Here is a 24,057-nt window from a genome sequence, read left to right as displayed (position 1 = left end):
TATGGCGGTCCGGATCCCATCTCCCCGCGGAATGCCCAAGGCTTGATCGGCCGCGGCACCCCTGATCTCTCCTGAATGAGCGACAGTATCGATCTCAACGCAAGACAAATGCGGCTCTGGCGCGGGGTGACAGCAGACCCATCCTGGGTCAAATCAGCCCGTTTCTGTATACAAATCGAACCGAACGGTTCGGTTCTGATTGACAGATTGTACCGCAGACGGTGAACAATGGCCTCCAGAATCACTGGGCCCTCGTCAGAGGGGAAGAGTTTAACGCAATGAAATAATTGAATAATTCTTATTTGGTGCGCTGCGATGCAATATGCATCGTCTATAATATAACGAGGTCCTGCAGGACCGGGGCGACTGGAAATCCCAAAAGGCATTCCCTACTTCGGGGTGGTCCGAGCGACGCGAAATTCCTCCCAAGGGCACGCCACTAGACGGACAGGACAGATAAATACTGGAGTAAAGAAAATGACCAAGATCGCTCTTACAGCAGCCGCCATCCTCGTTGCCACGGGCACCGCCTTTGCCGGCAGCGACAACTATGGCTCGGCCAACGTCAACCAGCCCGCCGCCACTGTCGACCATTCGGTCACCGCTTCGATCTCGAAGTCGACCGCAACCGTCCAGGCCCAGGCCCCGCAGGGCGCTGACCGTAACCTCTTCGGCCGCTAATCGCGACTGTCGATTTCAATCCGACCTTCAATTCAGGAGTACTTAAAATGACCAAGATCGCTCTTACCGCCGCTGCCATCCTTGTTGCCACGGGCACCGCTTTTGCCGGCAGCGACAATTATGGCTCCAACAATGTCAACCAGCCGGTTGCCAACCAGTCGATCTCCAACGTCGACAACACGCATACCGGTTCGATCGCCAAGTCCGTAAAGGTACAGGGCGACGCCAATGCCAACGTGCCGGCTCAGTCGGGCCAGGGCATCTGGGGCCGTTAATCCCTTCAAACCACGGTAGACGACAAAGAGCGGTGGGCTTGGCCCGCCGCTCTTGTTTTTTGTGCAATGGGATAAGTGCCAATGCCGATCGAGTTATGAGGGAGGCAGGGCTCCAGCGGTTCACATTGGGGTTGATCGAAATCGAACCGATCGGTTCAACTTATCTTGACGAGCCGTGAGCGGATGGGGCCGCCGGTTCAGCAAATCGCCGTGCCATGCGTTGGGCGAGTTCCTATAACGATATGATATTGATCAGTAAAATTGTTGTCGTTCTACGATTTGGCCGAGGTCGGACATCTCGATCCGGTGCGTGATGGAACATCTTCGTGATTGGAAGTCGGCGAATGAAAAAACCACCTGCAGCCTGTCCGAGCGACGCGAAATTCCTCCCAAGGGCACGCCACTAGACGGACAGAACTGGAAATACCGGAGTAAAGAAAATGACCAAGATCGCACTTACCGCCGCCGCCATCCTCATTGCCACGGGCAGCGCCTTCGCCGGCAGCGACCATTATGGCTCGGACAACGTCAACCAGCCGGCAATTACCGCGCCCGCTGGCAATATTGATTACAGCCACACGGCTTCGATCCGCAAGCCGGTCGAGCATCACGGCTTCAAGCTGACGCCCGATTCAAACCAGCCGGAATCCGGCCAGGGTATCTGGGGCAACTGAGCCGACGCTCAAGCAGGCTTCGAGACAAAGAGCGGTGGGCCTGGCCCGCCGCTCTTGTTTTTTGTGCGACAGGGCTGGTGACCTCGGTTTGACCAACCAATCTGCCCAGCCGGCAGAAAAAAACGTCCGCGTTCAGGAATAAAGCCGGGTGGCACCGGGTCTTGTCCTCAGCGGAACCGTCCTCCCAAGACGCCGCCCAACGGATGAACAGGAGATTGAAATGAACAAGATTGCTCTCGCTGCCCTCGCTCTTCTCTTCGCGACCGGCGGCGCCTTTGCCGGCAGCGACCACTTTGGCTCCGACAATGCCAGCCAGCCGGTTGCTTCGGTTGCCGGCGTCGATCATGCCGTCACCGGCGCGGTCAAGAACACGGATATGGCCGGGCACAAGACTGCCGACGCCAAGATGAAGACCGCCACCACCGACTGGCCGGAATCCGGCCAGGGCATCTGGGGCAACTGAGGGTACGAATGCGGCGGACCTGTCCGCCGCATTCGCCCGGCATGGGCTTTTAGCCCAAATCCTTCGGGCGCAGGCAATGCGTCAGCCGCGCGGACAACAGGTCGGACCACTCGCCCTCGAAGACGAAGCGCGCGAGGGCTGCCGTGGGGAACTTTTCCTCGAGCCTCTTGCGCGCCTCGGCCACCGAGCCCGTACCGGCGAGCTGTTTTGCCAGGTCCTCCAGTCCAGGATTGTGGCCAACCGCCATCAGGCAGCCGCTCGACGGGTCGGCCTTATGGATATGGCCCAGAATATCAGCAGCCGGAGCTTCGTAGAGAGGTTGGGCAAACACGACCCGTGGATGCACGGGCAACTTCGCGGCCACCAATCGCCACGTGTCGCGGGTGCGCAGCGCCGACGACACCAGCACCTCATCCGGCAGCCAGGCGCGCGCCGCGAGCTCCCGCCCCATCAATCGCGCCGCCTTCAATCCGCGCTCGGCGAGCGGCCGGTCGAAATCATCGAGGTCAGGGTCGTCCCAGCTCGATTTGGCGTGGCGCAGGAGAAGAAGTTGTCTCATCGCCGCACTCTCGGCTCATGGCGTGATCCGCGCCAGGTGTTCCAGGTCGGCTTCCTCGCGCAGCGGATCGGGCGCCATCACCACCGAGGTGCCGTTGTCGGCGTCATCGGCAAAGTGGGCAAGCACCGTGCGCCCGCCCTCCATGCGCGCCTTGCCCTCGGCGACCAGTCCGAGCGCCAGCGGATAAAGCCGGTGCTCGGCCTTCAGCACCCGGGCGGCCAGCGTATCGGCATTGTCGCCGACCATTACCGGCACGGCCGCCTGCGCGATGATCGGCCCGTCATCCATCTCGGATGTGACGAAATGCACGGTGCAGCCATGGATGCGCAGGCCGGCGGCCAGCGCGCGCGCATGGGTGTCGAGGCCCTTGAACGCAGGCAGCAGGGCAGGGTGGATGTTGATCATGCGACCCTGCCATTTCTGGACGAAGCCTGATGTGAGGATGCGCATGTAGCCGGCCAGCGCCACGATCTCGGCATTGAAGGCCTTGAGCGCCGCGTCGATCGCCGCGTCATGCGCCTGCTTGCTGCCATGGTCGGCGCGGGTAATGACCTGCGTGGCGATGCCGCGCGCCTTGGCGATGCCGAGGCCGGCGGCGTCCGCCTTGTCGGAGATGACGCCGACGATCTCGGCCGGAAAGGCCGGGTCGCTGGCAGCGGCGATCAGCGCGGTCATGTTGGAGCCGCGCCCCGATATCAGGACGACTGTGCGTTTTCTGCTCATAGGCCGATCGAGCCCCGATAGATGACGCCGGCGTCGCGGCGCGGCACGATGCGGCCGATCGGCGTCACCGTCTCGCCGGCCTCCTGCAGCACGGCGGCGACCTGTGCCGCCTGGCCGGACGCGACGGCCAGGATCATGCCGACGCCGCAATTGAAGGTGCGCATCATCTCTTCCGGCGCCACGCCGCCGGTCTTGGCCAGCCACGAGAACACCGGCGGGACGTCGATCGCTTCGAGATCGAGCTCGGCCGAAAAATCCTTGGGCAGCACACGCGGGATGTTTTCCGGGAAGCCGCCACCGGTGATGTGGGCCAGCGCCTTGATGCCATGCGTGTTGCGGATGGCCTTGAGGATCGATTTGACATAGATGCGGGTCGGTTCGAGCAGCGCTTCGGCCAGCGTCGCCTCGTCGTTGAATGGCGCCGGATCGCTCCACGCCAGGCCGCTGGCGGCGACGATGCGGCGCACCAGCGAGAAACCGTTCGAATGCAGGCCGGAGGAGGCGAGGCCGAGCAGCACATCGCCTTCGACAATGTCGTCCGTGGGCAAAAGCTGGCCACGTTCGGCCGCGCCCACGGCAAAGCCGGCGAGGTCATAATCCTTGCCGTGATACATGCCTGGCATTTCCGCCGTCTCGCCGCCGATCAGCGCGCAGCCGGCCTGACGGCAACCTTCGGCAATGCCGCCGACGATCGCCGCACCCTGGTCGGGGTCGAGCTTGCCGGTGGCGAAATAATCGAGGAAGAACAGCGGTTCCGCGCCCTGCACGACGATGTCGTTGACGCACATGGCGACGAGGTCGATGCCGATCGTGTCGTGCTTGCCGGCATCGATGGCGATCTTGAGCTTCGTACCGACGCCGTCATTGGCGGCGACCAGCACCGGATCGGTGAAGCCGGCGGCCTTGAGGTCGAACAGGCCGCCGAAACCGCCGATCTCGCCATCCGCGCCCGGCCGGCGCGTCGCGCGCACCAGCGGCTTGATCTTCTCGACCATGAGATTGCCGGCATCGATATCGACGCCGGCCTCGGCATAGGTGAGCCCGTTCCTGCGCTTGCTCGTTTTGGACTGGCCCGTTTTGTGCTGGCCAGTTTCGCGCTTGCTCATCACAATTTTCCTGCTCGTTTGCGGGCTCTTCGCATGAACGGTTTCGGTCCGCAAGGATAACGGCGGAACCGAGCGCCATTTGGCCTGACAAAAAGGTGGATAGCCTGGCATCCTGCATGACGCCCGCGCTTGGAACGGACTGCTTCTCCCTTGTGTCGCCCTTCCGTCTCCCTCATCTATCCGGAAAAGGGAATATGGCGGGACAACACGTTGACCATCCCCAACCTGATCAGCATCCTGCGCCTTGTTCTGGTGCCTGCCGTGGTGCTGGCCATGCTGCAGGCGCGCTGGGACTGGGCCTTTGCCGGTTTCGTCATTGCCGGCGTGTCGGATGGTGTCGATGGCTTTATCGCACGCCGTTTCAACCAGCAGTCCAGGCTTGGTGCCTATCTCGATCCGATGGCCGACAAGCTGCTTCTGGTTTCGGTGTTCGTCGTCATGGGCTTCACCGGGCAGTTGCCGCTGTGGCTGGTCGTCACAATGGTATCGCGCGATGCGCTGATCGTCTGCGCGATCCTGTTGTCCACGGTGATGGCTCATCCCGTCGAGATAAAGCCGTTTCTGGTATCGAAGGCCAATACCGCCATCCAGATCGTGCTGGCGGCGGTTGTGCTGGGCGAACTCGCCTTTGCCGTGCGCCTCGACCCTCTGCGGCAGGTCCTCATATTGCTGTCCGGGGTCTTGACCGTAGCTTCGGCCGCAGCCTATCTCGTGGCTTGGCTGAGGCATATGAGCGGCTATGGCGAAAGCTCCAATCCGGACATCTGAGAAAGAAGCGGCAGTGATCGAGGCCGCGGCTGCCGATCTTGCCGCGTCCTCCGCGTTCCGCCGCCAGATCTTCTTCTGGCTGGCCGGCGCGGCGATCCTGGCGCTTTTCCTCTATGTCTTCAGCGCCATCCTGCTGCCTTTCGTCGCCGGCATGGTGCTCGCCTATTTCCTTGACCCGGTCGCCGACCGGCTGCAGCGGCTCGGCCTGTCCCGCTTCATGGCGACTGTGGTCATCCTCATCACCTTCCTCATCGTGCTGGTATTGGCCTTCGTCATCCTCATTCCGGTGCTGGCGACGCAGATGGCCGATTTCGCCGGCAAGCTGCCGGAATATCTCACCCGGCTGCAGAGCCTGATCACCTCCTTTGATCCGAAATGGCTGGAGCAGAGGTTCGGCGTCAATGCCAATGGCTTGCGTGACGGGCTGAATTCGCTGCTGACCTCGGGCTTTGGCCTGATCACCACCGTGTTCACTTCGCTGTGGAGTTCCGGCATGGCACTGGTCTCGGTGGTCAGCCTGTTCGTGGTGACGCCGGTCGTTGCCTTCTACATGCTGCTCGACTGGGACCGCATGGTGGCGGTCATCGACAGCTGGGTGCCGCGTGACAACGTCGCGACCGTGCGCGCCATCGCGCGTGACATCAACACCGCGACCGCCGGCTTTGTGCGCGGCCAGGGCACGCTCTGTCTGGTGCTGGGCGCCATGTACGCCACCGGCCTGACGCTGACCGGACTGAATTTTGCGATCCTCATAGGCCTGTTCGCCGGGCTGATCTCCTTCATCCCCTATGTCGGCTCGCTGACCGGGCTGGTGCTGGCCGTCGGCGTCGCCTTCGTCCAGTTCTGGCCGGATTGGACGATGATCGTTGCCGTCGCTGTGGTCTTCTTCATCGGCCAGTTCATCGAAGGCAACATCCTGCAGCCCAGGCTGGTCGGCAAAAGCGTCGGCCTGCATCCGGTATGGCTGATGTTCGCGCTGTTCGCCTTCGGCGCGTTGTTCGGCTTTGTCGGCCTGCTGATTGCCGTTCCGGCTTCCGCTGCCGTCGCGGTTCTGGTGCGCTTTGCCATTGCCCGCTATCTCGAATCGCCGCTCTACAAGGGCCGCGCGACCGAGACCTTGCCGCCGCTGCCGGCCGATCGCGGCGGCGGCCACCGCACGCAGCCGCGTCGCTGAAGTGACCGCTCAGCGAACCGATCCGCCACGCCAGCTGCCGCTCGATCTCGGCCATGGCACCGGCTATTCGCGCGACGAACTTGTCGTCTCCGGCACCAACAACCAGGCGGCGGCGCTGGTCGACCGTTGGCCGGACTGGCCCGCGCCGGTGGTGGTGCTGGCAGGTCCCGCCGGCTCCGGCAAGACGCATCTGGCTGCCATCTGGCGCGCGCGCGCCAACGCGCTGGCCGTGAATGCCGGGCGCATTGGCGACGGCATCGCGAACCTTGGCGCCCGGCCGGTGCTGATCGACGATGTCGATACCGGCGCGATCGACGAGCAAGGCCTGTTCCATCTGATCAATGCGGTGCGTGGCGCCGGCTCGACGCTGCTGTTGACGGCGCGCCGTTTTCCGTCGGCCTGGGGTGTTTCCCTGCCCGATCTTGCCTCGCGGCTGAAAGCGGCGGCGACGGTCGAAATCCACGAGCCGGATGATCTCCTCCTCGCCGGCGTCATAACCAAGCTGTTCGCTGACCGTCAGGTCGAGGTCGAGCCGCATGTCGTGCAGTATCTGGTGCGGCGCATCGAGCGCTCGCTGGCGACCGCAATGCGCGTGGTGGAGCGGCTGGACCGCACCGCGCTCGAGCGCAAGACGCCGATCACGCGGGCGCTGGCGGCGGAAGCGGTCAGCGCCATGGACGAAGGGCAGGGCGCGTTCGAGATTTGACGCATGTCGCCCAGGGTTGCCCTTGGTGTTGGGACACGACATGCACAGACAGTGACATTGAGCGGGCCGGATAGATCTGTTTTGACGCAACGCGCTCGGGGTGACTCGGTGTTCAGACGGCGGCGAACGCGAAGCGTGTCCCATTTTGGGAAATAACAGCTGGCATCCATCTTGCAGCGCGAGGTTGCCGGCTGACCCCGGTCCTGATTGCGTTCCAAATCAGGTTGTAGGCTCGCCGGGAATGAGGTTGTTGGGGTTCTCGCCCGGCGAGCTTACCTTCAAATGCATCGACCGGTCTCCTGTTCAGCGGCCGCGACCATTCCGAGCCGCCACGGCTGTCGTTTCCCGCCATTTTTGCAGTGCTCCAGTTGCTGCCGTCTTCAGATTCGCACCGGAAACCGTCGCAGCAAGGCCCACGGCCGGAAGCGACCAAGATAGCCATTCGATGACGCCAATGGCTATCGATACCGCACTTTTCGAAAGGGATGGTCGGAGTGGAGAGATTCGAACTCCCGACCCTCTGGTCCCAAACCAGATGCGCTACCAGCCTGCGCTACACTCCGAACGGTCTGTTGCCTATTCATTTCGGTGCTGCATGGCAAGTGCAAAAACCTTGCCGCCATGCGCATTGCGCAGTAATGACGGGCAAAGGGCGGCGATGCTGCCTTGCACAACAATGAGGTGGCCATGTCCGCGCGCATTTTCAGCCCAGCCAAAACCGCGATGCAGTCCGGTAAGGCAAAGACCGGCCACTGGGTGCTGGAATTCGATCCCGAGATGCGCAAGAAGATCGATCCCCTGATGGGCTATACGACCTCTGGGGATATGAGAAGCCAGATCAGGCTCACCTTCGACACGCGGGAAGAGGCCGTGGCTTACGCCGAAAAGGAAGGGCTTGCCTTCCGGGTCGAGGAGCCGAAAGAGACCAAACGCCGCCAGATTTCCTACGCGGAGAATTTCCGCTATGACCGCAGGACGCCCTGGACGCATTGAACGGCGACCAGCGCCAGATATCTAGCCGGTCCCTTTCGGCCGGCCCAGCGGTCCCGTAGCTCAGCTGGATAGAGCACCGGCCTTCTAAGCCGATGGTCACAGGTTCGAATCCTGTCGGGATCGCCAATCTTTTCAAGTAGTTAGATATTGTATTGCGAGTCTGAAACCAACCGAAATTGGTCGTTTTGCAGATTTCGTTCCTCATGGGTTCTTTTCCATGCGGTGAATGACGGTGTCAGGCCGCGGGAACCTGATGCCTGTCAGCGCGTTGCCTCGCATGCTCAAGAAGATCGCCTTCGCCGCCGTGCTGTTCCAGGTTGCCGTTTTCTCGGCTCTGATAACCCAGACGGTTCTTTTTGCATCCACGGCGACCCAAGCGGCGTCCGTGCAGCATGGCGAGCCCGTTGCGGTCACTGACAAGGAGTGCGCCTCCGCGACATGGCCGAATATTCCGGCCCGATGCCTGGAGCGGGTCGAGGCGCGGAATTCCAGTATCACGATGGTGCCGATGGCCGCGCAATAGGGCAAAGCTCGACGGGCGAGCTGGAATTATTTCGTGATCCATCGAGGTTGGAACCTTAGGCCTCATGAGGCGTTCGGGGCCTTGTATTCGCGGAACCTCATAAAAGGCAATGTGCGGGCCAGCGAATGGGCGAGGCAAAGCAAGCGCGGGTTGGGGGAGGAGAAGCCAGGCCATGTCGAAACGAGAAATTGGAACGTCCCCTGCCTTGGGGCGGCGTATCGCTGAACTCAGGGCCAGAATGCGGGATGCCGAAATTTCCGACTATGAGATGAAGACCTTCCACAAGGTCGCCGCCATCATGGGAGCAGGCGACGGCTCGCTACGACTGGATGCCGACGACCTGATCGCCGCATCCTTCGTTGTGGAGGCGAGTCGATCGGCGCCCGGCCGTTGACGTTCGGGAATTCCCGCATCGCGAGAAATTTAAGGACCGAACCGCTTTCACCGCCGGAGCACGACCACCGATTGGGAGGGCGTGCTCCGGCTCCCTGATCTCGAATTGAAGGGAAAGTCTTATCATTTTGTTTGCGTTGGCACGTCATGGTAGAGGCGGCTAACGGAGTGGAATGGGATGAAGCTCGACCTGTCGCCGACCAGCTGGGGCAGGGTGATCGCTGTCACCGCGGCCGGTACGGCATTCTTCATTGCCGTGGCGTTTTTTGTTGATTCGTTCAATTTCCCTATCTCTCATCCGAGGCGATCTGGCGCGCGCAACTGACGGACCTGCTTCTTCCCCTGGTGCTGGGCGGCTCGTTTCTGTTTCTTCTCATGTGGAAGATCCGCCAACTGGCCATAGCCCAACGCGAGCTCAGCGTCATTGCCGCGACCGACAGTCTTACGGCGGTGCTGAACCGCGGCGCCTTCTCGATGCTGGTCGAGGCCTATCTCGAGGAGACCCGCAAGCAGGAGCACATCCGTTCCGGCGCGCTGCTGATCATCGATGCCGATCACTTCAAGTCGATCAACGACCGCCTCGGTCATGACTGCGGCGACCAGGCACTCAAGCTGATCGCGCAGGCGATCAAGGGGCAACTGCGCGGCAGCGATATCGTCGGCCGCATCGGCGGCGAGGAGTTTGGCGTGTTTCTTCCCGGTGTCGACCCCTCGCAATCCCGGCTGGTTGCCGAAGGCATCCGCCGGCGGATTCGCGAGATGGACTTTTCGCCCGGCGGCCGCGCCTGTCCGCTTTCCGTCTCGATCGGCGGCACCAGCTTCAGCGGGCCGACCACCTACGAGGCGATCTTCTCCGCCGCCGACCGACGTCTCTATACCGCCAAGTCGAATGGACGCGACCAGGTCAGTTTCGACCCGGCGGAAGCCGCCCTGGTGTCTCAGCCCAGCGCCGCCACGGTTCATTGAAGGCAGCCTTGCGGCGCGCGAAGGCGGCCGCTTCCTTGACGCCTTCTTGTCGGTGTGCTTCCTCCGCCTAAGGTGATGTATTGGGCATCGCCAGAGACATTCTGCTTTCTTGATCTCCTCGGTCTTCCGGTCCGCTGGCGCGGTCGCGACCTTTCGGTGCCGACGAACGAGTGGCGGGATGGCCCGGGCAAGGCCTGGCAAGCGCGGCGATCATGATCCATCTCTTCAACGGTTTCCAAAACCCGTTTGGCGGCAGCGAGCGCGAAACGCTCGACCTGTACCGGCTGTTGAGCGCCGACCAGCAGGCGCGTCTTTGGGCAACCTCTTCGCGCGTGTCCGACGAACTGATGCGGCAATTTCCGATTCACCGCGTCTCGCTGGCAAAGCGCGACGTGCCGGACGGCGGCACCTACGTCTTCCTCGGCGCGCATTGGCGCAACAAGATCTGGCCTTACCTGATCCGGCGGCCACGCCGGCTGATCTATGTCTTCAACACCTTTCACCCAAAAATCATCGCGCTGACGACCGGCATGCCGCGCCTGCTGGGATGGCCCGACGCCGAACTGGTGCTGATCTCCGATTTTCAGAAGCGCATGCTGCAGGTCGAAGGCGTCGTGCATCCGTCGCCGATCGATATCGGGCGTTTCTCACCATGGCCGGCAAGGTCGGATCGGCCGTTCACCGTGGGCCGGCTGAGCCGCGATACGGCGGACAAGCATCATGCCGACGATGCGGCGCTTTATGAGGCATTGCTGGCCGATGGCGTTGCGGTGCGGATCCAGGGCGGGATGCCGCTCAAGGACAAGCTCACGCCACATCCGCAACTCGAACTCCTGCCGCAAGGCCAGTTTGCCGCCGAACAGTTTTTGCCGACGCTCGATGTCTTCTATTACCGCACCGGCTCGCATGTGGAGACCTTCGGCCGCGTGGTGTTCGAGGCGATGGCTTGCGGTTTGCCCGTGGTCTGCCATTCGCATGGCGGCTATGCCGACCATATCATCCATGGCGAGAACGGTTTTCTCTTTGAGACGACGCAACAGGCGGCGCAAATCCTGGCCGAGCTCAAGGCCGATCCGGCGCTGCGGGCCGACGTGGGCCACAAAGCGCGGCAAACCGTCGAGCGGCTGTTCTCGCCGCAGGCGCTGCAACAGCGGCTGGATTTCTATCGGCGCTAGCGATACCGCCCGCAACGCCCACTCCGTTTGTCATCAATCTCGACATCACCAAAGTTGACATGCAAAAGAACCACCGGGCGGACCGCATCGGCGCCACCAGATCGAGCGGGGCTTCTTACCAATGACGTTGATGGGCGCGGCGGCACTGCTGATCCTGGTCCTGACCTATGCCGGCGTGGCTATCGGCCGCATACCTGGATTGCGCCTCGACCGGGCGGGGATTGCGCTGCTTGGCGGCGCCGCGATGATCGCCATCGGCGCGATCAGCATGGAGGATGCCTACCGCGCGATCAATTTCGACACCATCACGCTTCTGCTCGGCATGATGATCGTGGTCGCGCATCTGAAGGTCTCCGGCGCCTTTCGCGGCCTCGGCGCCATCGCCATCGAACACGCGCACGCCCCCTTCATGTTGCTGGTGATGGTCACGCTGCTGACCGGCGTGCTGTCGGCCTTCCTGGTCAATGATGCCATCTGCCTGGTCATGGCGCCGATCGTCGTCCACGTCACCCGCGTCATCAACCGCAACCCGATCCCATATCTGATCGCCACCGCCACCGCGTCGAACTGCGGCAGCGTCGCCACCATCACCGGCAATCCGCAGAATATGGTCATTGGCGCGCTGTCCGGCATTTCCTATCCTGCCTTTTCTGCGGCGCTCGCGCCGGTCGCCCTGTTCGGCCTGGTCGCGGTCATCGTCATCGTGCGGATCGTCTATCGGGCCGAATTCACCCGCACCGCTGAATTGACGCCGCATGTGTCGCGCGGGCGCATGCATCGCGGGCAGGTGTTGAAGGCGGTGATCGTCTGCGTCGGATTGGCCGTCGCCTTCTTCGCCGGCGTTCCTGTCGCCAAGGCGGCATTGATCGGCGGCGCCATCCTCCTGCTCACCCGCGCCATCAAGCCCGCGCGTATTTACCGCGAGATCGACGGACCGCTGCTGTTCATGTTCGCGGGTCTGTTCGTGGTGGTCGCAGGCGCCGAAAGGACGCTGCTGACGCCTGATCTCATCGCCTCTGCCAAGAATCTCGGCCTGGATGATGTCTGGCGTTTGTCCGGGTTCACCGCGGTGCTGTCCAACATCATGAGCAATGTGCCGGCCGTTCTGGCTTTGCGGCCGTTCATACCTGGGTTGGAAAACCCCGAACGCGCCTGGCTGGTGGTGGCGATGAGCTCGACGCTGGCCGGTAATTTCACGCTGCTCGGCTCGGTCGCCAACCTAATCGTCGCCGAGCAGTCCAAGGCTGCCGGCTCACCCTTGTCTTTCGGCGCCTTCTTCAAGGTCGGCTTGCCGCTGACGCTGATCACGCTCGTGGTCGGCACGGCGTGGCTGGCGTTCGGATTCTAGGCAGGGCTGCCCGGAATTCGTGCCCTGGCCAGCGTGGCCGCGGCCCGGCCTGCCGCCTCGATGTAATCAGGATTGCGGTGGACCAGCATGATCGAAAACGAGCCGTCGATCAAAAGCACGATCTCGCGCGCCACGACCTGTGGGTCCTCGATGCCATGGTCGGACAATGCGCCAGCGAGCCATGTCTCAAAATTTGACTTGTGACGCGACCCGACCTTGACCGCCGGATGACCGGGCATCGAGGCGAGTTCGGCGGCCGTGCGCAGAAAGCCGCATCCTTTCCATTTTGGATGGTGCGCGACCCGCGCAAGGTTGGTGAAGATCGCTTCGACCTTGCGGTCCGCGCCGCCCTCCGCGGCATCGAACCAGCTGGCCATCTGCCGCAGATTGGGCTGGTCGCGACCGTCGAGATAGGCGGCGATCAGGTCGTCCTTGCTCTTGAAGTGGTAGTAAAGCGTACGCTTGGTGAGGCCTGCCTTTTCGGCAACGGCATCGACGCTGACGCGACCGATTCCCTCGGCGTAAAATAGCTTCGTCGCGGCATCGACGATGCGTTTGCGGGTCGGACTGGCGGCTTCAGGCATGAAGCATGTATACCGACTAGTGAATATACACGCAATCAAAAGCATGATCCCTTTCCGCTGTATCTGGAAAGGAAGAACAATGGCCGATCTAGTCCTGAACGAGACCCACGACGGGGTCACCGTCCTTACCCTCAACCGCCCCGAAAAGCTCAATGCGCTGAACTATGCCCTGATTGATCGCCTGCTTGCTATCCTCGATGACGTTGAAGTCGACGACGGCATTCGCGCGATCATTCTGACCGGCGCGGGAGATCGGGCCTTCTCGGCCGGCGGCGACATCCAGGAGTTCTCGGGCAGCGTGGCCGATGGTACCGACACAGCCATGCGCGACTTCGTCATGCGCGGCCAGCGGCTGACGGCACGGCTCGAAGCCTTCCGCAAGCCCATCATCGCCGCCGTCAACGGCATTGCCTTCGGCGGCGGCTGCGAGATCACGGAGGCCGTGCCGCTGGCGATCGCCAGCGACCGCGCCCTGTTCGCCAAGCCGGAAATCAACCTCGCAATGCCGCCGACCTTCGGCGGTACGCAGCGCCTGCCGAGGCTCGCCGGGCGCAAGCGGGCGCTCGAATTGCTGTTGACGGGCGACTGGTTTCCGCCGCCGCGGGCGCTCGAACTTGGTCTCGTCAATCAAGTCGTGCCGCATGGCGACCTGATGCCGGCAGCTTTTGATTTGGCCGGGCGTATCCTTCGGCACTCAGGACTTGCGGTCGCGAGCATTCTCACAGCCGTGGCGCGCGGGCTCAACCAAAGCATCGCCGAGGGCCTATTGGTCGAAGCCGAGCAGTTCGCCCGCATGGCTCCGACCGTTGATTTGCGCCAAGCGCTCGATGCCTGGATCGAGCGGCGTAAGGCAAGCCGCGATGGCTCGTGGACGCATGTTGCCCGGCCTGACGAGGCCAGACGCGCCTCGCTGCAACTCGACAGGGCCGTTGATCAGGGCGCCACGTTCAGATGACCCCTCATGTTGGGGTGGAAGCGGCAGAAATAGTCGGCCGCGCCCGCCGCCTTCAACGTCAGGCTCGCCGACTTCTTCGGCGGGATCATCACCTCCCAGCCGCCCTTCACGGTGGCCGTATGGGCAATCACGTCCTTGTTCACCCACTCGATCGTGTCGCCGACCTTCGCCTCGATGGTCGCTGGCGTGAAGACGAGTTTGTCGATGGTGATCTCTATGGTCGCGGCCGCCGCCGGCGCTGCTGTAAGCACCAGAGCCAGGGCGGCGGCGGCCAGCCACGACGGATGGATCAATGCGCCCGCTTTCATTTCAGCATGCCGGCGACATGTTCGGCGTGCTGCTCATGCCCCTGGAAGATCTTGAGGCCGGTCTCGAGCAGGCTCTTCAGCTCGGCATTGCTGGCCGAGGGTATGAGAAGGGTTTCGAGCGCGCCGTTGACCTGCTTGTGATAGGCCACCTCATTCTCGATATAGGCCTTGTCGAATTCTGCGCCCGTCAGCTTGGCGAGCTTGGCGCGTTCGGCCTCCGCCGCCTTGCTCAGCGCCTGGCTGGTGGCGTTGTCCTCGGGCTTCACCTTGAGCTTCTTGACCAGGTCGAGCGCCTGCTTGTTCACCGCCTCGTGGTCGCGCTCCATATCCTTGGCGAAGGCGACGACCTCCTTGTTCTTCGATGTCTTGATCGCCTGCTTGGCCGCCTCGATGTCGAGGACGCCGGCTGTATAGGCGATGTGGGCGATCTGCGGGTCGGTCGGCTTGTCGGCGGCTTGCGCGAACGGGGCAGCGCTGACGAGAAGCAGGGCGGCAAGGGCCGCGGTATATCTGGTGAGCATGGCATTCTCCTTCGCCCGGCCGCGCGGAGGCGCCGGGCTCGATTTTTTCAGTTGACGCTGATTGGATGCGCGGCCGGCAGAAACGTTCCCGCAAGATCAGAGCAGGATCATTCGAAGCCCAGGCGTCTCATCACCGACTGGGTCAGCCGCTCGCAGCGGCGGCCGGCGAAGGGGAAGGCGTCGAGCAGCACCGGGCCGATCTCGTCGTCCAGCGCCTTGCGCAACAGGGCGCGCGCACGGTGCAACCTTGTCTTGACGGTCTCTGGCCGCACACCAAGCAGATCGGCGGTTTCCTCCATGCTCAGGCCCTCTATGACACGGGCCACGAAGACCATACGGTAGATGTCGGGCAGGCTGTCGGTCGCCCGTTCGACAAGTGCGAGAATCTGCCGCTGCGCCATGGTCCGCTCCGGATCGTCGCTGGGATTGAGGGGAAAGCGGATGATCTGGGCTTCCGGGTTCTCGGGCATCGCCACGGTGTGCCGCCTCTTGCGCAGCCGGCCGAGCGCTTCGTTGATGACGATGCGCGACAGCCAGGTGGCGAGCGAGGAGTCGCCGCGAAAGGAGCCGAGGCTGGCGAAGGCGCGCATATAGGCCTCCTGCACGATGTCCTCGGCCTCCGCGTCGTTGCGAACCACGCCGCGAGCGATCCGATAGAGCAACTGGTTATGTTTCTTGATGATAGCGCGAAAAGCGCCAGCTTCGCGTGCGAGCGCGCGCTGCACGAGCAGCACGTCGCCGGAAGGGCCTTCAGCCGCCTCCGGCATTTTGGCGGGCATTGTGAGCTTGCTCATCGCGACCGGATCTCCCCGAACAGACGCATGACTGCACGTTGGATGCGCCCGCCGGAAAAAGGTTCCCGAATTTCGGCAACCTGTCTTTGCTATTCTAAGCCGCCGCCAATCCCTTGTCTGCGGCCTGAACGCGCGCGGCCGCCGCCAGAAGATCGGTCTGGGTGATAAGGCCGAGAATGCGCCGTTCGCGGTCGACGATGACCACGGCGTGGCTGCGCCCGTCGGTCAGCACCGGCAGCAGGCCCATCGCCGGCGTGTCGGGCGAGGCGGTGCCGGCCTTCGACATGACGCCCTTCACCATGTCGCTGGCCCTCGTCAGTTCACGCAAGCCAACCGCGCCCACCAGACGGGCGTCCGCGTCGACCACCGGCAGGGTTCGGATATTGTGATCGAGCAGTTGCTGGCGTGCCTCCTCGATGGTGGCTTGCTCAGGCACTGACACCACGTCGCGGGACATGATGTCCTCGCACAGCAACGTCCTGTGCGAGCGCACCATGGCCTGCAGCTCGACTTGCCTCAAGAGCCGTTCGAGGTCGTTGCGGTCGATGTCGAAGGTCTCGTCGAGCGTGGTCAGCGCCGCGTCGATATCCTCGGGCCGGAAGCCGACGCGCTGCCGCGCCGGCGGATCGGCTGTCCCATGGCTGTTGGCAGCGGGTGCGGCGACATGCGGATAGTTGCGCCGCGCCAGCCTGTGGAAGAGGAAGCCGAGCGTGACCAGGATGATCGAATTCAAGGCCACCGGCACGAAAGGGAACAGGAAGCCCGCGCTGACAACGGCAGGCCCGCCGAGGACGGCGGTCAGCGCCGCCGCGCCGCCTGGCGGGTGCAGGCAGCGCGTGAACGACATCGCCGCGATGGCGAAAGCCACGGCGAGGCCCGAGGCAATGACCGGATCATGGACGAAATGCGCCACGGTCACACCCACCAGCGCCGATATGGAATTGCCGCCGATGATCGACCAGGGCTGCGCCAACGGGCTCGCGGGCACGGCGAAGAGAAGCACGGCGGAGGCGCCCATAGGCGCCACCAGCAGGGCCACGTGCGGGCCGCCACCCATCGCCAGCCCGCTGATCACGCCGGTCAGCGCAATGCCGATCGTGGCGCCGATACACGCCAGGATGCGTTCGCGCAGCGTCGCGCCGGCAAGGATGGGGACAAAAAGACGAAAGGCCATGGCAAGCTTTGTGACAAATGGAATGGTCGGCGATGCCGTGCAGCACGCAATGCGGCCGAATCCGCGGATTTGAAAGTCAAACAAATCCGGAAAATCGCGGCCCGGGAGAATAATATTGCGCGCCGCGCGGCAATGGGATGCCGCGAGCGGCTCGCGCTTTGTCATCAGCGCCAAGGCCTTGCGGCCGTTTGCTGACTCTGTGCGGCGGTCAGCTCGCGCGCACCGGTCAGCCCGCGGCTGCGGCTAGGCCACGCAAAATGTCGGCTTTCAGGTCGTCGACATCCTCGAGGCCGATCTGCAGGCGGATCAACGGGCCTTCATAAGGAGCTTGTACAACGACGCGGTCGCCAAGCCAGACCGGCACCGCAAGGCTCTCGTAGCCGCCCCAGGAATAGCCGAGCCCGAAGATCCGCAGCGCGTCGAGGAAAGCGTGCTGCTCCTTCTGGCCGCCTCCGGCAAGCACGATGGAAAAGATGCCGCTCGAACCGCAAAAGTCACGCTTCCACAAATCGTGGTCCGGGTGGCTGGGAAGGGCAGGGTGAAGTACGCGCGCCACGCCCTTCTGGCCTTCGAGCCACGACGCGATGGCGAGTGCGCTGCGTTGATGATGCTCCAGGCGCACGCCCATGGTACGCAGGCCGCGCAGCACTTGGTAGACATCGTCGGGGCCTGCGCAGCAGCCAAGCGTGCAGAAGCTCTCATAGAGCTGTTTCCAGTGGCTTTCATTGGCCGACACCGTGCCGAGCAGCACGTCGGAATGGCCGGCCGGATACTTGGTCGCGGCATGAATGGAGATGTCGACGCCATGGTCGAGCGGCCGGAAATAGAGCGGCGTCGCCCAGGTGTTGTCCATCATCACGATGGCGCCGGCCGCATGCGCCGCCTTGGCGATCGCCGGGATGTCCTGCACCTCGAATGTGTTGGACGCCGGCGATTCCGTGAACACCACCCTGGTGTTGGGCTTGATCAAGGCGGCGATGCCGGCGCCGATACGCGAATCATAATACTCCACCTCAACGCCGAGCCGCTTCAGCATGGTGTCGGCGAAATTGCGGGTCGGATGGTAGACGCTGTCGACGATCAGCAGATGATCGCCGGCCGATACGAAGGCGAGCAGCGGAATGGTCACCGCCGCAAGGCCCGACGGCACCACGATCGTGCCGGCGGATCCCTCCAGCGCGTCGATGGCCTGGGCAAGTGCGTCCGTCGTCGGCGTGCCGCGCGTGCCGTAAGTGTATTTCTGGCTGCGGCTCGCCATCGCGGCGGCATTGCGAAACAGCACAGTCGAGGCATGCACGACCGGCGGATTGACGAAACCGAAATAGTCGTGCGGGTTGTTGCCCGAATGGGCAAGCCGCGTGTTGATCCCTACCGTGCCGGAACCCTGCTCGTTGCCGTCTCTTGCCATTCGTCCTGCCTCTTCTGGTAAGCCGCTAGCCATAGTGCGGCCGCATGGGCCGTGCAACAGCATGGCGTTCGCCAGGAAACCGACTTCTGATATGCCAATTTCTTTCGCGGAGGCCGTCTTCCGTCATGTGCCCGCCGGACCGCCGCAAGCATCGCGCTGCCGAACCCCGATACGACATCGCTGCGCGCGGCAATAGGGAGAGTACTCGCCGATTCTGGAATTCGAGCCGCTGCGGGCCGGATCGCTCACGAGATCGGGACCATGTCGAGCATGCACCATGCCATCGGCAAAATCGTGCGCTTGAGCGCCGGCTGATCAAGAAATGTCGGCTGTTGGCGCAGCGTTGATGCGCTGCTGTGCAGTAATAATAAGTTGGCTATCGGGTCACAGAGTATCTTGCATGCAGTCCGCTTGGCGGATTTATGAGGTCACGGCCTGGATCTCGACCGCGTTTGTCTGGGGTTCGGGCATTTCAGGCAATCGATTTTCAAACAGGTTCGGATTCGGTCATTTTCCTTGACCTCACAGGAATTATCGCCTTCGATGCCATTCGTGAATGGGAGGCGGCGCGTCGGTTACGATGCGGGGTTCCGGGAATGGGCCGGGATGGGAGCTGCGTTCACACGGGAAAAAAGATCAGGGTTTGCCTGAAAAACAGAGAAAAGGGTCTGTGGGTCATGAAACATATTGCTATCGGCATTCTTGGCGCCGCTACGCTTGGATTGATGGCGTCGGCCGCGTCGGCCACGACGCTCGACACCGTCAAGGCGAAGGGCTTCATCCAGTGCGGCGTCTCGACCGGTCTGGCCGGCTTCTCGGCGCCGGATGACAAGGGCGACTGGCAGGGCATAGATGCGGATTTCTGCCGCGCTGTCGCGGCGGCCGTCTTCGGTGACGGCACCAAGGTCAAGTTCACGCCGCTCAGCGCCAAGGAACGCTTCACCGCGCTGCAGTCCGGCGAGGTCGACATCCTTTCGCGCAACACCACCTGGACCATTAACCGCGACACCGCGCTCGGCCTGAATTTCGTCGGCACCACCTACTATGACGGCCAGGGCTTCATGATCAACGCCAAGAAGCTGCCGGGCGTCAATTCGGCTCTCCAGCTCTCGGGCGCCGCCGTCTGCGTGCAGAGCGGCACCACCACCGAACTCAACCTCGCCGACTACTTCAAGGCGAACAAGATGGAGTACAATCCGGTCGTCTTCGAGAAGCTCGAAGAGGTCAATGCCGCCTATGACGCCGGCCGCTGCGACGTCTACACCACCGACCAGTCGGGCCTTTACGGCATCCGCCTGACACTCGGCTCGCCGGCCGATCACGTCGTCCTGCCCGAGATCATCTCCAAGGAGCCGCTCGGCCCGGCCGTGCGCCAGGGTGACGACCAGTGGTATCATATCGTCAAGTGGACCTACTTCGCGCTGCTCGACGCCGAGGAACTCGGCATCACCAAGGCCAATGTCGACGAGATGAAGAATTCGGCCAGCCCGGAGATCAAGCGCGTGCTCGGCCAGGAGGCCGACACCAAGATCGGCACCGATCTCGGCGTCTCCAACGACTGGGTCGTCAACATCGTCAAGGCCGTTGGCAATTACGGCGAAATGTTCGATCGCAATGTCGGCTCGGGCAGCCCGCTCAAGATCGCGCGCGGCATCAACGCGCTGTGGACCAAGGGCGGCCTGCAATACGCTCCGCCGATCCGCTGACCGAAATGTGATCCGGAAGGCAGATACTCTGCCTTCCGGTTTCTCTTTCCAGGGGACGGTCACATGGCATCGCAGGAAGTTCTTCGCGAAGAGCCCAGCCGGGCTTCCTTCATCAATGATCCGAAAGTCCGCGGCCTCTTCTTCCAGACGTTGGTCGTCATCGTCCTGTTTGGCTCTGTCTGGTGGATCGTGCAGAACGTCATCGACAATCTGCAGCGTCTGCACATCGCCTCCGGCTTCGGCTTCCTCAGGGGACGCGCCGGGTTCGACATCTCGGATACGCCGATCGCCTATACGTCGGATTCGACCTACGGCCGCGCCATCCTCGTCGGCCTGATCAACACCATCATCGTCGCCGTTGCGGGCATCATAACCGCCACGATCATCGGCTTCGTCATCGGCATCGGCCGCTTGTCGCAGAACTGGCTGATCCAGAAGATCTGCACGGTCTATGTCGAGATCTTCCGCAACATCCCGCCGCTGCTGGTCATCTTCTTCTGGTATTCCGGCGTGCTGGCGGTGCTGCCGGCGCCGCGTGACAGCTATCATCTGCCCTTCGGCTCCTTCCTCAACCAGCGTGGCTTCTATTTTCCCCGCGCGGTGTGGGGCGAGGGCTCCTGGTTGATCTTCGTCGCTCTGCTTGTCGGCATAGCCATGGCGTGGTTCGTCGCCCGCAGGGCGCGTCAGCGGCAGATGGCGACAGGCCAGCAATTTCCGGTGTTGTGGACTTCCGTGGCGCTGATCGTCGGCCTGCCGCTGCTCGCCTACATTCTGAGCGGTTTTCCGCTGAGCTTTGATCTTCCGAAACAATCCACCTTCAACCTGACCGGCGGCTTCCAGGTCAAGCCGGAGTTCCTCTCGCTCTATCTGGCGCTGTCCTGCTACACGGCGGCCTTCATCGCCGAAATCGTGCGCGCCGGCATCAGGGGTGTCAGCAAGGGCCAGACCGAGGCGGCGGCGGCCCTGGGGCTACGATCCGGCTCCATCCTGCGGCTGGTTGTGGTGCCGCAGGCCATGCGCATCGTCATCCCGCCGCTGACCAGCCAGTATCTCAACCTGACCAAGAACTCGTCGCTGGCGATCGCCATCGGCTATCCGGACCTGACGGCGACGGCCGGCACGGTTCTGAACCAGACCGGGCAGGCGGTCGAAGGCGTGCTGATCATGATGATCGCCTATCTCATCCTCAGCCTGGTGACCTCGGCCGTGATGAACGTGGTCAACGCCAGAATGGCGCTGGTGGAAAGGTAGAGCCATGCAGGAACACGATATGTCCTGGGTGCGCACCGAAATGGCCCTGGCGCAGCCCGCGCCCACAAGCGTCCGCGGCCCGATAGCCTGGGTGCGCAAGAACCTGGTCGGAACGGTTGGCGACACCATCCTCACCATCCTTGGCATCGTCATCGTCGCCTGGATCCTGCCGCAGGTCATCAACTGGGCGTTCCTCAACGCGCAGTGGACAGGGCCGGACCGCACTGTCTGTGCGACCGTTGCACAAGGCGGCATTCAGCCGGATGGCTGGACCGGCGCCTGCTGGGCTTTCGTCAATGCCAAGTTCGGCCAGTTCATGTTCGGCACCTATCCGATCGAGGAGCGCTGGCGGCCGATCCTGGTTGCCATCCTGTTCGTGGCGCTGCTGGTGCCGATGCTGATCCCGCGTGTCCCCCGCAAGGGGCTGAACGCCATCCTGCTTTTCCTGGTGCTCCCGATCGTCTCCTTTTTCCTGCTGATCGGCGGCGTGTTCGGCCTGCCGCATGTCGAGACCTCGCGGTGGGGCGGCCTGCTGGTCACGCTCAGCCTGTCCTTCGTCGGCATTGCCGTGTCGCTGCCGCTGGGCACGGTGCTGGCGCTCGGCAGGCGTTCGAAAATGCCGATCATCAAGACTTTGTGCGTGATCTTCATCGAAACGGTGCGCGGCATTCCGCTGATCACCGTGCTGTTCTTCGTCAGCGTCATGCTGCCGCTGTTCCTGCCGGCTGGCGTCACCTTCGACAAGTTCCTCCGGGCGCTGATCGGCGTGTCGCTGTTCGCCGCCGCCTATATGGCCGAAGTCGTGCGTGGCGGCCTGCAGGCGATTCCCAAAGGCCAGTATGAAGGCGCCGATTCCCTCGGACTCGGCTATTGGCAGAAGATGGGGCTGATCGTGCTGCCGCAGGCGCTGAAGCTGGTCATTCCCGGCATAGTCAACACCTTCATCGGCATGTTCAAGGACACCAGCCTGGTGCTGATCATCTCGATGTTCGACCTGCTCGGTGTCGTCAAGCAGAACTTCTCGGACGCCAACTGGGCGACGCCGCAAACGGCCCGGTCCGGCCTGGTGTTCGCCGCCTTCGTCTTCTGGCTGTTCTGCTTCGGCATGTCGCGCTATTCAATGTACACCGAACGCCGGCTCGACACCGGCCACAAACGCTAAACGAAAGACCAAGGGGACCCTGTCAATGGCCACCGAAAATGCCGTCAGCGCGGAAGAGATCAAGGTCAACGCCGCCAAGATGCACATCTCAACCACCGATGTCGCCATCGACATCATCGCCATGCACAAATGGTATGGCGAATTCCATGTGCTGAAGGACATCAATTTGAAGGTGATGCGCGGCGAGCGCATCGTCATCTGCGGGCCCTCGGGCTCCGGCAAGTCGACCATGATCCGCTGCATCAACCGGCTGGAGGAGCACCAGAAGGGCAAGATCATCGTCGATGGCAAGGAGCTCACCAACGATCTGAAGAAGATCGACGAGGTGCGTCGCGAGGTCGGCATGGTGTTCCAGCACTTCAACCTGTTCCCGCATCTGACCATCCTGGAAAACTGCACGCTGGCGCCGATCTGGGTGCGCAAGACGCCCAAGAAGCAGGCCGAGGAAATCGCCATGCATTTCCTCAAGCGCGTGAAAATTCCGGAGCAGGCCAACAAATACCCCGGCCAGTTGTCGGGCGGCCAGCAGCAGCGCGTGGCGATCGCGCGCTCGCTGTGCATGAACCCGCGCATCATGCTGTTCGACGAGCCGACCTCGGCGCTCGACCCGGAAATGATCAAGGAGGTTCTGGAGACCATGGTGGGGCTCGCCGAGGAAGGCATGACCATGCTGTGTGTCACGCACGAAATGGGTTTTGCCCGCAAGGTCGCCAACCGGGTGATCTTCATGGATCAGGGCCAGATCGTCGAGCAGAACACGCCGGCCGAATTCTTCGACCATCCGCGCCATGAGCGCACGAAGCTGTTCCTGTCGCAGATCCTGCACTGACCGGTCCCAAACCGAGCGCAAGAGCCCGGCCGCATTGCGGCCGGGCTCTTTTCTTATGGATCGGCTGATGCGAGTGGCGACAAACCGGCGGGCGTCATCGATGAGAAGCGTCCTGCGTTTCCTTTCCATGTCGCTTGCCGTGATCGTGCTTGCAGCGGCCCTCGGCACGCTGGTGCCGCGTCCGCTCTGGCCGGCGGCGTCCGCGGGCGAGGGCATGCGGCACATATTGGTGCTGAAGAACCCGATCCATACCGACATTGCCATCCCGGTGGACGATGCCGTGCGCCAGCGCTTTCATTTTCTGGTCGAAGCCGGCATCCCGGCCGATAGTCCGGAGGTGCGCTACATCGTTTTCGGCTGGGGTGGCCGCGCCTTCTATCTGGAAACACCGACCTGGTCCGAACTCAAAGCCGGTCCGGTGATGAAGGCGCTGACCCTCGATGCCTCGGTGATGCACGTCGATGTCGCCGGCGCCATCGCCGAACCGCATCCGGATGTCGCGGGCTTCGACATTGACGGGATGCGGTTCGCGGCGTTGCTCGACTTCATCCAGGCCAGTTTTCAGCAGGGACCGAACGGTCCGATCCATGTCCCGAACGCCGCTTATTCAAGATTCGACGGCTTTTTCGAAGCCAACGGCCATTTCAACGCGCTGGTCGGCTGCAACACCTGGACCGCTGCGGCGCTGCGTACCGCCGGCCTGCGGACCGGCTGGTGGAACCCGTTGCCGGTGTCGCTGGGGTGGTCGATGCGGTTGTATAACTGAGATCCGTCAACGTTTCCAAGATGGACGCCGACGCCAAAGCCGCCAATTTCCTCACAGGTGGAGGAGAAATCC

General features: G+C 62.7%; 29 protein-coding genes and 2 tRNA genes. 21 read left to right on the top strand and 10 right to left on the bottom strand.

Annotated features, from left to right (window positions below; all coding sequences use genetic code 11):
* Positions 1-477 precede the first annotated feature (477 nt).
* The 4 genes from EB815_RS26275 (at position 478) to EB815_RS26260 (ending at position 2,093) form a co-directional block, all read left to right on the top strand.
* Positions 478-681, top strand: a complete 204-nt coding sequence (locus tag EB815_RS26275) for a DUF680 domain-containing protein (protein ID WP_056563099.1) — start codon at positions 478-480, stop codon at positions 679-681.
* A 47-nt stretch (positions 682-728) separates the two neighbouring features.
* Positions 729-956, top strand: a complete 228-nt coding sequence (locus EB815_RS26270) for a DUF680 domain-containing protein (RefSeq protein ID WP_056563096.1) — start codon at positions 729-731, stop codon at positions 954-956.
* 440 nt (positions 957-1,396) lie between these two features.
* A complete protein-coding gene (locus EB815_RS26265; protein ID WP_056563093.1) occupies positions 1,397-1,630 on the top strand; it encodes a DUF680 domain-containing protein in 234 nt (77 codons plus the stop codon).
* A 220-nt stretch (positions 1,631-1,850) separates the two neighbouring features.
* A complete protein-coding gene (locus EB815_RS26260) occupies positions 1,851-2,093 on the top strand; it encodes a DUF680 domain-containing protein (RefSeq protein ID WP_056563090.1) in 243 nt (80 codons plus the stop codon).
* A 49-nt stretch (positions 2,094-2,142) separates the two neighbouring features.
* Here the strand turns inward: EB815_RS26260 and EB815_RS26255 are convergent, their stop codons facing one another.
* The 3 genes from EB815_RS26255 to purM are packed head-to-tail and all read right to left on the bottom strand — an operon-like array spanning position 2,143 to position 4,481.
* On the bottom strand, positions 2,143-2,652 hold the full coding sequence (locus EB815_RS26255; RefSeq protein ID WP_056563086.1) for a SixA phosphatase family protein: 510 nt from the start codon (positions 2,650-2,652) through the stop codon (positions 2,143-2,145).
* 15 nt (positions 2,653-2,667) lie between these two features.
* Positions 2,668-3,375, bottom strand: a complete 708-nt coding sequence (purN, locus tag EB815_RS26250; protein WP_056563083.1) for a phosphoribosylglycinamide formyltransferase — start codon at positions 3,373-3,375, stop codon at positions 2,668-2,670.
* Positions 3,372-4,481, bottom strand: a complete 1,110-nt coding sequence (gene purM / locus EB815_RS26245) for a phosphoribosylformylglycinamidine cyclo-ligase (protein WP_065004974.1) — start codon at positions 4,479-4,481, stop codon at positions 3,372-3,374. Before purM ends, purN begins: the two co-directional genes overlap by 4 nt.
* Positions 4,482-4,691: 210 nt before the next feature.
* Between purM and EB815_RS26240 the strand changes: the two genes are divergently transcribed.
* The 3 genes from EB815_RS26240 to hdaA are packed head-to-tail and all read left to right on the top strand — an operon-like array spanning position 4,692 to position 7,129.
* A complete protein-coding gene (locus EB815_RS26240) occupies positions 4,692-5,249 on the top strand; it encodes a CDP-alcohol phosphatidyltransferase family protein (protein WP_056563077.1) in 558 nt (185 codons plus the stop codon).
* Positions 5,221-6,423 (top strand): AI-2E family transporter, encoded by a 1,203-nt coding sequence (locus EB815_RS26235; RefSeq protein ID WP_056563073.1) that lies wholly within the window; start codon positions 5,221-5,223, stop codon positions 6,421-6,423. The genes EB815_RS26240 and EB815_RS26235 overlap by 29 nt, the downstream gene beginning before the upstream one ends.
* A gap of 1 nt (position 6,424) precedes the next feature.
* Positions 6,425-7,129 (top strand): DnaA regulatory inactivator HdaA, encoded by a 705-nt coding sequence (hdaA, locus tag EB815_RS26230; RefSeq protein WP_056563067.1) that lies wholly within the window; start codon positions 6,425-6,427, stop codon positions 7,127-7,129.
* Between the two features lie 486 nt (positions 7,130-7,615).
* Here the strand turns inward: hdaA and EB815_RS26225 are convergent.
* A tRNA-Pro gene (locus tag EB815_RS26225) sits at positions 7,616-7,692 on the bottom strand.
* Positions 7,693-7,816: 124 nt separating this feature from the next.
* Between EB815_RS26225 and EB815_RS26220 the strand changes: the two genes are divergently transcribed.
* The 8 genes from EB815_RS26220 to EB815_RS26190 all read left to right on the top strand — a co-directional run bounded on the left by EB815_RS26220 (position 7,817) and on the right by EB815_RS26190 (position 12,527).
* Entirely contained in the window at positions 7,817-8,122 is a 306-nt protein-coding gene (locus tag EB815_RS26220; RefSeq protein WP_015318428.1) for an ETC complex I subunit, read from the top strand.
* A 49-nt stretch (positions 8,123-8,171) separates the two neighbouring features.
* Positions 8,172-8,248 (top strand) — tRNA-Arg (locus EB815_RS26215).
* Between the two features lie 151 nt (positions 8,249-8,399).
* Complete coding sequence (locus EB815_RS26210; RefSeq protein WP_244493888.1) at positions 8,400-8,645, top strand: hypothetical protein; 246 nt, start codon at positions 8,400-8,402, stop codon at positions 8,643-8,645.
* A 172-nt stretch (positions 8,646-8,817) separates the two neighbouring features.
* Positions 8,818-9,039, top strand: coding sequence for a hypothetical protein (locus EB815_RS26205; RefSeq protein WP_056563064.1), 222 nt, complete (start codon positions 8,818-8,820; stop codon positions 9,037-9,039).
* A gap of 177 nt (positions 9,040-9,216) precedes the next feature.
* On the top strand, positions 9,217-9,363 hold the full coding sequence (locus EB815_RS33675; protein WP_244493887.1) for a hypothetical protein: 147 nt from the start codon (positions 9,217-9,219) through the stop codon (positions 9,361-9,363).
* Between the two features lie 50 nt (positions 9,364-9,413).
* Positions 9,414-10,004: a GGDEF domain-containing protein gene (locus tag EB815_RS26200; protein WP_244493886.1), complete on the top strand. Its 591-nt coding sequence runs from the start codon at positions 9,414-9,416 to the stop codon at positions 10,002-10,004.
* A 212-nt stretch (positions 10,005-10,216) separates the two neighbouring features.
* Entirely contained in the window at positions 10,217-11,179 is a 963-nt protein-coding gene (locus tag EB815_RS26195; protein WP_056563061.1) for a glycosyltransferase family 4 protein, read from the top strand.
* 121 nt (positions 11,180-11,300) lie between these two features.
* Positions 11,301-12,527, top strand: a complete 1,227-nt coding sequence (locus EB815_RS26190) for an anion transporter (protein WP_056563058.1) — start codon at positions 11,301-11,303, stop codon at positions 12,525-12,527.
* On the opposite strand, the gene EB815_RS26185 is transcribed toward EB815_RS26190, so the two are convergent.
* Positions 12,524-13,111: a TetR/AcrR family transcriptional regulator gene (locus EB815_RS26185; protein ID WP_056563055.1), complete on the bottom strand. Its 588-nt coding sequence runs from the start codon at positions 13,109-13,111 to the stop codon at positions 12,524-12,526. The two genes, EB815_RS26190 and EB815_RS26185, sit on opposite strands and share 4 nt — an antisense overlap.
* A gap of 79 nt (positions 13,112-13,190) precedes the next feature.
* Between EB815_RS26185 and EB815_RS26180 the strand changes: the two genes are divergently transcribed.
* Positions 13,191-14,066: a crotonase/enoyl-CoA hydratase family protein gene (locus EB815_RS26180; protein ID WP_056563052.1), complete on the top strand. Its 876-nt coding sequence runs from the start codon at positions 13,191-13,193 to the stop codon at positions 14,064-14,066.
* Here the strand turns inward: EB815_RS26180 and EB815_RS26175 are convergent.
* The 5 genes from EB815_RS26175 to EB815_RS26155 form a co-directional block, all read right to left on the bottom strand.
* Positions 14,045-14,374 carry a cupredoxin domain-containing protein gene (locus EB815_RS26175; protein ID WP_056563049.1) on the bottom strand — a complete coding sequence of 110 codons (330 nt, stop codon included), beginning with the start codon at positions 14,372-14,374 and terminating at the stop codon, positions 14,045-14,047. The two genes, EB815_RS26180 and EB815_RS26175, sit on opposite strands and share 22 nt — an antisense overlap.
* Positions 14,371-14,895 carry a DUF4142 domain-containing protein gene (locus tag EB815_RS26170; RefSeq protein WP_056563046.1) on the bottom strand — a complete coding sequence of 175 codons (525 nt, stop codon included), beginning with the start codon at positions 14,893-14,895 and terminating at the stop codon, positions 14,371-14,373. Before EB815_RS26170 ends, EB815_RS26175 begins: the two co-directional genes overlap by 4 nt.
* 107 nt (positions 14,896-15,002) lie before the next feature.
* Positions 15,003-15,689 carry an RNA polymerase sigma factor gene (locus EB815_RS26165; protein ID WP_244493884.1) on the bottom strand — a complete coding sequence of 229 codons (687 nt, stop codon included), beginning with the start codon at positions 15,687-15,689 and terminating at the stop codon, positions 15,003-15,005.
* 94 nt (positions 15,690-15,783) lie between these two features.
* The gene (locus tag EB815_RS26160; RefSeq protein WP_056565511.1) at positions 15,784-16,863 is read right to left on the bottom strand and encodes an HPP family protein; all 1,080 of its coding nucleotides are present in this window, start codon (positions 16,861-16,863) and stop codon (positions 15,784-15,786) included.
* Between the two features lie 226 nt (positions 16,864-17,089).
* Positions 17,090-18,271: a cystathionine beta-lyase gene (locus tag EB815_RS26155; protein WP_056563043.1), complete on the bottom strand. Its 1,182-nt coding sequence runs from the start codon at positions 18,269-18,271 to the stop codon at positions 17,090-17,092.
* A 677-nt stretch (positions 18,272-18,948) separates the two neighbouring features.
* Here EB815_RS26155 and EB815_RS26150 point away from each other — a divergent pair.
* The 5 genes from EB815_RS26150 to EB815_RS26130 all read left to right on the top strand — a co-directional run bounded on the left by EB815_RS26150 (position 18,949) and on the right by EB815_RS26130 (position 23,985).
* Complete coding sequence (locus EB815_RS26150; protein ID WP_056563038.1) at positions 18,949-19,977, top strand: amino acid ABC transporter substrate-binding protein; 1,029 nt, start codon at positions 18,949-18,951, stop codon at positions 19,975-19,977.
* Positions 19,978-20,040: 63 nt separating this feature from the next.
* Positions 20,041-21,228 carry an amino acid ABC transporter permease gene (locus EB815_RS26145; protein WP_056563035.1) on the top strand — a complete coding sequence of 396 codons (1,188 nt, stop codon included), beginning with the start codon at positions 20,041-20,043 and terminating at the stop codon, positions 21,226-21,228.
* 4 nt (positions 21,229-21,232) lie between these two features.
* Positions 21,233-22,390, top strand: coding sequence for an amino acid ABC transporter permease (locus EB815_RS26140; protein WP_056563032.1), 1,158 nt, complete (start codon positions 21,233-21,235; stop codon positions 22,388-22,390).
* Between the two features lie 79 nt (positions 22,391-22,469).
* On the top strand, positions 22,470-23,219 hold the full coding sequence (locus EB815_RS26135; protein WP_031240865.1) for an amino acid ABC transporter ATP-binding protein: 750 nt from the start codon (positions 22,470-22,472) through the stop codon (positions 23,217-23,219).
* Between the two features lie 100 nt (positions 23,220-23,319).
* Positions 23,320-23,985 (top strand): TIGR02117 family protein, encoded by a 666-nt coding sequence (locus tag EB815_RS26130; protein WP_056565507.1) that lies wholly within the window; start codon positions 23,320-23,322, stop codon positions 23,983-23,985.
* Positions 23,986-24,057: the final 72 nt, after the last annotated feature.

The sequence above is a fragment of the Mesorhizobium loti genome (assembly GCF_013170705.1).
In the GTDB taxonomy this organism is placed as follows: domain Bacteria; phylum Pseudomonadota; class Alphaproteobacteria; order Rhizobiales; family Rhizobiaceae; genus Mesorhizobium; species Mesorhizobium loti_D.
Note: the sequence above shows the minus strand (reverse complement) of the source record. Positions and strands in the feature narration are given on the sequence as shown.

Excerpts from the sequence above, each read along its gene's own strand:
- EB815_RS26275 (WP_056563099.1), top strand. The coding sequence starts at position 478 with ATGACCAAGATCGCTCTTACAGCAGCCGCCATCCTCGTTGCCACGGGC.
- EB815_RS26270 (WP_056563096.1), top strand. The coding sequence starts at position 729 with ATGACCAAGATCGCTCTTACCGCCGCTGCCATCCTTGTTGCCACGGGC.
- EB815_RS26265 (WP_056563093.1), top strand. The coding sequence starts at position 1,397 with ATGACCAAGATCGCACTTACCGCCGCCGCCATCCTCATTGCCACGGGC.
- EB815_RS26260 (WP_056563090.1), top strand. The coding sequence starts at position 1,851 with ATGAACAAGATTGCTCTCGCTGCCCTCGCTCTTCTCTTCGCGACCGGC.
- EB815_RS26255 (WP_056563086.1), bottom strand. The coding sequence starts at position 2,652 with ATGAGACAACTTCTTCTCCTGCGCCACGCCAAATCGAGCTGGGACGAC.
- purN (WP_056563083.1), bottom strand. The coding sequence starts at position 3,375 with ATGAGCAGAAAACGCACAGTCGTCCTGATATCGGGGCGCGGCTCCAAC.
- purM (WP_065004974.1), bottom strand. The coding sequence starts at position 4,481 with ATGAGCAAGCGCGAAACTGGCCAGCACAAAACGGGCCAGTCCAAAACG.
- EB815_RS26235 (WP_056563073.1), top strand. The coding sequence starts at position 5,221 with ATGGCGAAAGCTCCAATCCGGACATCTGAGAAAGAAGCGGCAGTGATC.
- EB815_RS26220 (WP_015318428.1), top strand. The coding sequence starts at position 7,817 with ATGTCCGCGCGCATTTTCAGCCCAGCCAAAACCGCGATGCAGTCCGGT.
- EB815_RS26210 (WP_244493888.1), top strand. The coding sequence starts at position 8,400 with ATGCTCAAGAAGATCGCCTTCGCCGCCGTGCTGTTCCAGGTTGCCGTT.
- EB815_RS26205 (WP_056563064.1), top strand. The coding sequence starts at position 8,818 with ATGTCGAAACGAGAAATTGGAACGTCCCCTGCCTTGGGGCGGCGTATC.
- EB815_RS33675 (WP_244493887.1), top strand. The coding sequence starts at position 9,217 with ATGAAGCTCGACCTGTCGCCGACCAGCTGGGGCAGGGTGATCGCTGTC.
- EB815_RS26200 (WP_244493886.1), top strand. The coding sequence starts at position 9,414 with ATGTGGAAGATCCGCCAACTGGCCATAGCCCAACGCGAGCTCAGCGTC.
- EB815_RS26195 (WP_056563061.1), top strand. The coding sequence starts at position 10,217 with ATGATCCATCTCTTCAACGGTTTCCAAAACCCGTTTGGCGGCAGCGAG.
- EB815_RS26190 (WP_056563058.1), top strand. The coding sequence starts at position 11,301 with ATGACGTTGATGGGCGCGGCGGCACTGCTGATCCTGGTCCTGACCTAT.
- EB815_RS26185 (WP_056563055.1), bottom strand. The coding sequence starts at position 13,111 with ATGCCTGAAGCCGCCAGTCCGACCCGCAAACGCATCGTCGATGCCGCG.
- EB815_RS26180 (WP_056563052.1), top strand. The coding sequence starts at position 13,191 with ATGGCCGATCTAGTCCTGAACGAGACCCACGACGGGGTCACCGTCCTT.
- EB815_RS26175 (WP_056563049.1), bottom strand. The coding sequence starts at position 14,374 with ATGAAAGCGGGCGCATTGATCCATCCGTCGTGGCTGGCCGCCGCCGCC.
- EB815_RS26170 (WP_056563046.1), bottom strand. The coding sequence starts at position 14,895 with ATGCTCACCAGATATACCGCGGCCCTTGCCGCCCTGCTTCTCGTCAGC.
- EB815_RS26165 (WP_244493884.1), bottom strand. The coding sequence starts at position 15,689 with ATGAGCAAGCTCACAATGCCCGCCAAAATGCCGGAGGCGGCTGAAGGC.
- EB815_RS26160 (WP_056565511.1), bottom strand. The coding sequence starts at position 16,863 with ATGGCCTTTCGTCTTTTTGTCCCCATCCTTGCCGGCGCGACGCTGCGC.
- EB815_RS26155 (WP_056563043.1), bottom strand. The coding sequence starts at position 18,271 with ATGGCAAGAGACGGCAACGAGCAGGGTTCCGGCACGGTAGGGATCAAC.
- EB815_RS26150 (WP_056563038.1), top strand. The coding sequence starts at position 18,949 with ATGAAACATATTGCTATCGGCATTCTTGGCGCCGCTACGCTTGGATTG.
- EB815_RS26145 (WP_056563035.1), top strand. The coding sequence starts at position 20,041 with ATGGCATCGCAGGAAGTTCTTCGCGAAGAGCCCAGCCGGGCTTCCTTC.
- EB815_RS26140 (WP_056563032.1), top strand. The coding sequence starts at position 21,233 with ATGCAGGAACACGATATGTCCTGGGTGCGCACCGAAATGGCCCTGGCG.
- EB815_RS26135 (WP_031240865.1), top strand. The coding sequence starts at position 22,470 with ATGCACATCTCAACCACCGATGTCGCCATCGACATCATCGCCATGCAC.
- EB815_RS26130 (WP_056565507.1), top strand. The coding sequence starts at position 23,320 with ATGAGAAGCGTCCTGCGTTTCCTTTCCATGTCGCTTGCCGTGATCGTG.